This is a genomic window from Chitinimonas sp. (genome assembly GCF_041904975.1).
GTDB lineage: Bacteria > Pseudomonadota > Gammaproteobacteria > Burkholderiales > Chitinimonadaceae > Chitinimonas.
On record NZ_JAYRLZ010000291.1, the window covers coordinates 1 to 5,041 of the forward strand.

A 5,041-nucleotide genomic window follows, 5' to 3' on the forward strand; every position below is an offset into this window, starting at 1 on the left:
AGAGGGTGATCATCCATGCCAATGCAGTGATCGGTGCCGATGGTTTCGGCAATGCCTGGACCGGTGAAGCCTGGTACAAGATTCCGCAGATCGGCCGGGTGTTGATCGGCAATGATGTGGAAATCGGTGCCGGCACCACGGTCGATCGCGGCGCCTTGGGCGACACGGTGATCGACGACGGCGTGCGCATCGATAATCTGGTGCAGATTGCCCACAATGTGCAGATCGGCCGCCACACCGCCATCGCCGCTTGCACCGGCATTGCTGGCTCTACCCGTATCGGCAGCTATTGCACCATTGCCGGGGCGGTGATGATGGTTGGCCATATCGAGATTGCCGACCGGGTTACCGTGCTCGGCGGCACCCTGGTCGGCAAGTCGATCAGCCAGGCCGGTGTATATGGCGGCCACTACCCGATGCAGAAACATGAAGACTGGCTCGGCAATGCTGCGCATCTGCGCAAGCTCGATGCCATGGCAAAACGCCTGAAAGAACTCGAACGTAAAGTCGGTGCCATGACACCGACAAGGGAACACAACAATGACCCAAGTGCTTGAAACCATGGATATCCAGGGCATCCTGGAATATCTGCCGCATCGCTTTCCGTTTTTGCTGATCGACCGGGTAACCGAGCTGGTGCCTGGCGAGCGCATCGTCGCGCTGAAGAATGTGTCGTACAACGAGCCTTTCTTCGTCGGCCATTTCCCCAAGTACCCGGTGATGCCGGGCGTGCTGATCGTCGAGGCGATGGCGCAGGCCGCCGGGGTGCTGAGTTTCAAGACCAGTGGTGACAAGCCCAAGGATGGCTATCTTTACCTGTTTGCCGGCATCGACAATGCGCGCTTCAAGGCGCAGGTGATGCCCGGCGACCAGATGATGCTTGAAGTGACGCTGGAGCGCCGTCTGCGCAATGTCTGCAAGTATGCGGCGGTAGCCCGCGTCAACGGCAATGTGGTGGCCGAGGCCAATCTGATGTGCGCCCAGGTGTCGGTCAAGCAGCATGGTGAAACGGCCAAGGCCTGATGTAATGGCGAATATCCATTCCACTGCCGTCGTACACCCATCGGCCCGCTTGGCCGACGATGTCGAAGTCGGGCCGTTTTGCGTGATCGGCGAACATGTCGAAGCGGGCAAGGGCAGCCGCTTCGGGCCGCATTGCATCGTCGATGGCCATACCCGCATTGGCGCCAATAATGTGTTCCATGGCTCCAGCCATATCGGTTGCGCGCCGCAAGACAAGAAATATGCCGGTGAGCCCACTCGCCTCACCATCGGCGATGGCAATACGGTATTCCAGTTCGTCACCATTTCTACCGGCACCAGCCAGGATCAGGGCATCACCGCCATCGGCGATGACAACTGGATCATGGCCTACACCCATATCGCCCATGACTGCCAGCTGGGCAGCCATATCATCCTGGCCAACAACGCCACACTGGCCGGGCACGTGACGCTGGGTGACTGGGTATTTCTCGGTGGATTCACCACCGTGCACCAGTTCTGCAAGATCGGCATGCATGCCATGACCGCGTTCACCGCAGCGGTTACCCAGGATGTGCCGCCCTATGTCACCGCCGCCGGCAACCGCGCGGCGCCGAGCGGCATCAATAGCGAGGGGCTGCGCCGGCGCGGCTTTACAGCCAGACAGATCAGCGAAATCAAGCGTGCCTACAAGACCTTGTACCGACAGGGCTTGAGCCTGGATGAGGCGGTTGCCGACATCTGCAAACGGGCTGAAACCCTGCCGGAGCTGCAACCCTTCGCCGACTTTTTCCCGCAGGTGACCCGCGGCATCATTCGCTGAGTTTTCATGCCGACACTGTTCAAAGGCCATAACGGCCCGCGTATCGCCATCGTCGCCGGGGAGTCCTCCGGCGATTTGCTTGGCGCCAGCCTGATCGAAGCCTTGCGCAAGCGCCTGCCGGACGCGCAGTTCGCCGGCATTGCCGGCCCGAAAATGCAGGCTGCCGGTGCCGTTTCGCTATTCCCGATGGAAAAGCTGGCGGTGCGCGGCTATCTGGAAGTGATCAAGCATCTGCGCGAGCTGCTCGGTATCCGTGCCGATCTGCGCCGCGCCTGCCTGCGCGAGCGCCCGGATTTGCTGATCGGCATCGATGCACCGGATTTCAATCTGGGCCTGGAGCGCAAGGTCAAGGAAGCCGGCATTCCCACCGTGCACTTTGTCAGCCCGTCGATCTGGGCCTGGCGTGGCGAGCGGGTACACAAGATCAAGCGCTCCTGCGATGAAGTGCTGTGCCTGTTCCCGTTCGAGCCGGCGCTGTATGCGGCGGTGGGCGGCAAGGCCAGCTATGTCGGTCACCCGCTGGCCGACGAGATGGCGTTGCAAATCGATCGCGATGCGGTGCGCGAGCAGATTGGTGTGCCAACGGCTCAGCTGACCTTTGCCATGCTGCCGGGCAGCCGGGTCAGCGAGATCCAGTACCACGCCGAGCTGTTTATCGAAACCGCCCGCTTGCTGCATGCGCGCTATCCGAATGCGCAGTTCCTGGTGCCGCTGGTCACTCGCGAAACCCGCGATCTATTCGATGCGGCGCGCTATCAGCATAATGCGCTGGACCTGCCGCTGCGGCTGATGTTCGGCCATGCCCAGGAAGCCATGCAGGCGGCCGATGCGGTGCTGGTGGCATCGGGCACCGCGACCCTGGAAGCGATGCTGGCCAAGCGGCCTATGGTGATCACCTACAAGCTCAGCGAAACCACCTACCGGATGGTCAAGAAGAAAATGCGCCTGCCCTATGTCGGCCTGCCCAATGTGCTGGCCGGGCGCTTTGTCGTGCCGGAATTCCTGCAGCATGATGCCAGCCCGCAAAACCTGGCTCAGGCGCTGGGCAATCTGATCGATGAACGGCGGCTGGCGGCTGGCCTGGCCGAGCTGTTCACCGAGCAGCACCGCGCCTTGCGCCAGGATGCGGCCGAGCGTGCTGCCGACCGCATTGTGCGGCATCTGCAGGGCCGCGCCTGATGCCGATAATCTGCGGGGTGGACGAGGCCGGCCGAGGCCCGCTGGCCGGCTCGGTCTATGCGGCGGCAGTGGTGCTCGGGCCAGACCACGGCATAGTCGGACTGGCGGACTCCAAGGCGCTGAGCGAGCGGCGCCGCGATGCCTTGGCGGAGCAGATCAAGCACGGTGCGCAAGCCTGGGCCATTGCCCAGGCCAGTGTCGAGGAAATCGCCAGTCTGAATATTTTGCATGCCAGCATGCTGGCGATGCGCCGCGCAATCGAGGCGCTGGGCCTGATACCGGATGAAGCATTGATCGACGGCAATCGCTGCCCACCCGCGCTGCCATGCCCGGCCAGGGCCATCGTCAAAGGCGACGCCAAGGTGGCAGAAATCTCTGCCGCCTCGATTCTGGCCAAGGTGGCGCGCGATGCCGAATTGCTGGAGCTCGATGCGCTCTACCCGGGCTATGGCTTTGCCACGCATAAGGGCTACCCCACTGCGGCCCATCTGCAAGCCTTGCAGGAACTGGGCGTGAGTCCGGTGCATCGCCGCAGCTTCGGTCCGGTAGCCAGGTTGCTGGCTGCGCAACAGCTGTCCATGCTGTAAGGCCCGGCCAATATCCAACGTAATGCGGTGCATGTCGACCGGGTGGCGTTGCTGGCCTATCAGCCGGCGGCACCGGCATGCGCGGGTGCAGCTGTCCTTTGTCCTGCTGATCGGGTGACCACATACCGCATCAATATGCACTTCGATGGGAAAAGGCGCTAAAGATCAATGATTTATGCGCCATAGCCTTTTGCCGGACCCTGCCGTGCGGGACGGATTCAGCCGAATGGCCGTCAGCTTCACGCCTCCCCAGGCTGATGCAATTGCAACAGCAAGTTTGTCAAAGCGCACGAGCGGCAACTAAGATGCCTTGACGATGCCTGCATTGTCGCCATCGAATGTCGTGCCAGAGCCCACGGGGAGCGCTGTTAGATGTTTGTAATCATCGGCTACATTTTCATGAGCGCCTGTATTTTCGGCGCCTATGCGGCACATGGTGGTCATCTGGGGGTGCTCTGGCAGCCAAGTGAAATCGTCATCATCTTTGGTGGTGGCTTGGGCGCGATGGTTGTGGCATACGGTCCCAAGCTCAAGGATGTATTGAAAGCCACCCCGGCAATTTTCAAGGGCAGCAGTTATACACGCGCCTTTTATCTCGATTTGTACGCACTACTGTTTGAGATATTGGCCAAGGTGCGGAAAGAAGGGCTGATGTCGATTGAAGGGGATGTGGAAACGCCCGATTCGAGCCCGATGTTTGCCAAATATCCGATAGTCTCGATGGATCATCATGTTATCGAATTTATCTGCGATTACCTGCGACTGATGGTTGGTGGTAATTTGAACGCATTTGAAATCGAAAATCTGATGGATGTGGAAATCGAAACCCATCACCATGAGGCAGAGGTTCCCGGTTCATTCTATGTCAAGCTTGCCGATGCGCTGCCGGCTTTCGGTATCGTAGCGGCGGTGATGGGGGTGGTGCACACCATGGGATCCCTGCATTTGCCACCGTCCGAGTTGGGAAAACTGATCGGCGCGGCCCTGGTCGGTACGTTCATGGGTATTTTATTGGCTTATGGATTTGTGGGTCCGCTGGGTGCAATCCTGGAAAACAAGGCAAACGAGAGCACCCGTGTTTTTCAGACCATCAAAGTCACCTTGCTGGCGAGTCTGAACGGATATGCGCCCCAGGTTGCGGTCGAGTTTGGCCGCAAGGTGATGGAAAGCCATATGCGGCCTTCGTTTTCCGAGCTGGAAGAATACGTCAAAAGCAAGAAAGGCTAGCAATGGTGGCTTTTGGTCTTCTGGTTTTGACTTCGCGCTGCAAGTTGCCGGCTGGCTCCCCGGTCCTGGTTGGGTGCGCTTTGCCATGCAGGGGGAATAAGCCGTGAGCGATGATTCGCAACGCCCCATAGTCGTCAAAAAGATCAAGAAAGGCGAGCATGGCCATCATGGTGGCGCCTGGAAAATCGCCTATGCCGACTTTGTGACCGCCTTGATGGCGTTCTTTCTGCTGATGTGGTTTCTG

At 59.8% G+C, this 5,041-nt stretch carries 7 protein-coding genes; all 7 read left to right on the forward strand.

The genetic code is table 11. The features are described from left to right. Window positions 1-557 (forward strand): UDP-3-O-(3-hydroxymyristoyl)glucosamine N-acyltransferase (locus ACE3OH_RS19130; protein WP_374356950.1); only part of this gene is annotated, 557 nt, incomplete at its 5' end. A gap of 4 nt (window positions 558-561) precedes the next feature. Beyond that, complete coding sequence (gene fabZ / locus ACE3OH_RS19135; protein ID WP_374356960.1) at window positions 562-1,023, forward strand: 3-hydroxyacyl-ACP dehydratase FabZ; 462 nt, start codon at window positions 562-564, stop codon at window positions 1,021-1,023. A 4-nt stretch (window positions 1,024-1,027) separates the two neighbouring features. Then, window positions 1,028-1,804, forward strand: coding sequence for an acyl-ACP--UDP-N-acetylglucosamine O-acyltransferase (lpxA, locus tag ACE3OH_RS19140; RefSeq protein ID WP_374356952.1), 777 nt, complete (start codon window positions 1,028-1,030; stop codon window positions 1,802-1,804). Between the two features lie 6 nt (window positions 1,805-1,810). Further along, window positions 1,811-2,983, forward strand: a complete 1,173-nt coding sequence (lpxB, locus tag ACE3OH_RS19145) for a lipid-A-disaccharide synthase (protein WP_374356954.1) — start codon at window positions 1,811-1,813, stop codon at window positions 2,981-2,983. Next, window positions 2,983-3,570, forward strand: coding sequence for a ribonuclease HII (rnhB, locus tag ACE3OH_RS19150; protein ID WP_374356956.1), 588 nt, complete (start codon window positions 2,983-2,985; stop codon window positions 3,568-3,570). The genes lpxB and rnhB overlap by 1 nt, the downstream gene beginning before the upstream one ends. A 372-nt stretch (window positions 3,571-3,942) precedes the next feature. Next, entirely contained in the window at window positions 3,943-4,797 is an 855-nt protein-coding gene (motA, locus tag ACE3OH_RS19155; RefSeq protein WP_374356958.1) for a flagellar motor stator protein MotA, read from the forward strand. A gap of 103 nt (window positions 4,798-4,900) precedes the next feature. Next, the coding region (locus ACE3OH_RS19160) for a flagellar motor protein MotB (RefSeq protein ID WP_374356962.1) at window positions 4,901-5,041 on the forward strand (141 nt) is incomplete at its 3' end.